Raw genomic sequence first — 1,529 nt, forward strand, 5'->3', positions numbered from 1 at the left:
CCGCTGAACTTGACAGATTCTTATCCCTGAGTTTCTTCAACCAGCGTTCAATACTCTTTATTGGAGCACTGAGTTCTTTCGCATAAAAAGGAGCCCTCTCCCCTGGTTTGCTTTCTATCGATCGAAGAAGAGCCTTTACTCCCTCACTTACTCCCTCACTTACTCCCTCACTGAAACTCGTCTTGAATTCAACAGACCCGTTTTCGCCTTGATTGATGAACTTCAACTGATTTTCTGATTTCATATTTATATATCAATCCAATATTTCTATAAGTCAATATATTTATTTATTGCATTAGCCCTTGTATTGAAATTTCAGCCACAGACTTGGAAAAGACAACTATTTTACCACGAATGACATGAAAAAGTTCCTTCATCACCCTCCTTCGTTCTGCAAAACTAACTTCCCACTTCGTCGCGAACCCCAGTGTGTTCGGAACTACGAGGGACAGGCCTTTGCGGCAGGCTAATCCGCACTAATGTGAGGTAATTTCAAAAGTAGTCAGTTACCCGAACGAAGTGACGGTACGAAGTAAAGTCAGGATTCAGAATCATGCTCATAGTTCTTAGCTCACAGTAATCAACTGACAGCTATGAAGTAAAGAATTTACGGATTCTAGAACTTTCGAACTTCCAGATCAGTGTCTGTAAATAGAATTTCTAAATTTTAACTCTCTTCACCTATGGCCGCCAGGGATTGCCTAATTAGTTCGTCATCTACATACATACCCGCACTTTTGAGTTTATTCATTAAAGGCTTTGCACTTTCAATTACACAACACACCTTGGCGCGGAGAATTATCCCTAAAGAGCCTATTATTGGCACACCGTGGGCATTGGTGCAGCGACGAGCCATCCGATCATCAAGAACTGCCCATCGATTACCTTGGAGACAATGACTTATCACTTGCGATTCACCTGGACCGATATCCCAATGCTCCACGCTTGGTGGTACTTGAATATCCGGCATGATATATCGCATAGCCCAGTCAACCGCCAAACGAGCCGACATATCTTTAGAAATGCCGTCTTGAACCTCTTCTATCACCTTGCTTGGAACAATAATCTTTGGAGCTAAGCGTTCAATCACATCAAGTCGTCCAATTCTGGCGTAGAGAATAATCGGGGATGCATTAATAACCCATGCTTCAGGCACGTCGCACCTCGTCCATGAGCTCATTCAAATCTACTTGGACTAATGGTATACGCCGGAGTGACAACGCATCGATAAACTCCGCTCGGCCAAGTCCTGCTATCTCAGCCGCTTTTTCCTGCGAGATACGCTGTTGGGCATACCATTGAGTTGCCGCCTCAATACGCATTTCCTGGATAAATTCAGCCGGAGCTCGACGTACGGCAGAAAAGACCGTATCGGGCAGGGTAATTGTCATTGTTGTCATTTCCTCTCTCCTTTTGGGACATTCGGGGTCACACTCTTGTTATTGATTCTGCTGAAAAAGTAGGAAATCAGTCTTCTGTCAAGTCGTAAGTCATTGCTGATCAACAAATGATTTTTTGTATTAGCCATC

General features: G+C 43.6%; 3 protein-coding genes. All 3 read right to left on the minus strand.

The features are described 5' to 3' along the window. A partial coding sequence (locus WAZ62_RS15015; RefSeq protein ID WP_422644347.1) for a hypothetical protein occupies positions 1-226 on the minus strand: 226 nt, incomplete at its 3' end. 441 nt (positions 227-667) lie between these two features. Continuing rightward, a complete protein-coding gene (locus WAZ62_RS15020) occupies positions 668-1,156 on the minus strand; it encodes a DUF3368 domain-containing protein (RefSeq protein WP_422644348.1) in 489 nt (162 codons plus the stop codon). Then, positions 1,149-1,400, minus strand: a complete 252-nt coding sequence (locus tag WAZ62_RS15025; protein ID WP_422644349.1) for a UPF0175 family protein — start codon at positions 1,398-1,400, stop codon at positions 1,149-1,151. Before WAZ62_RS15025 ends, WAZ62_RS15020 begins: the two co-directional genes overlap by 8 nt. Between the last annotated feature and the right edge of the window lie 129 nt (positions 1,401-1,529).

The sequence above is a fragment of the Zavarzinia sp. genome (genome assembly GCF_049306435.1).
Classification (GTDB): Bacteria; Pseudomonadota; Alphaproteobacteria; order Zavarziniales; family Zavarziniaceae; genus Zavarzinia.

Coding starts and splice junctions, on each gene's coding strand:
- WAZ62_RS15025 (WP_422644349.1), bottom strand. CDS start 1,400: ATGACAACAATGACAATTACCCTGCCCGATACGGTCTTTTCTGCCGTA.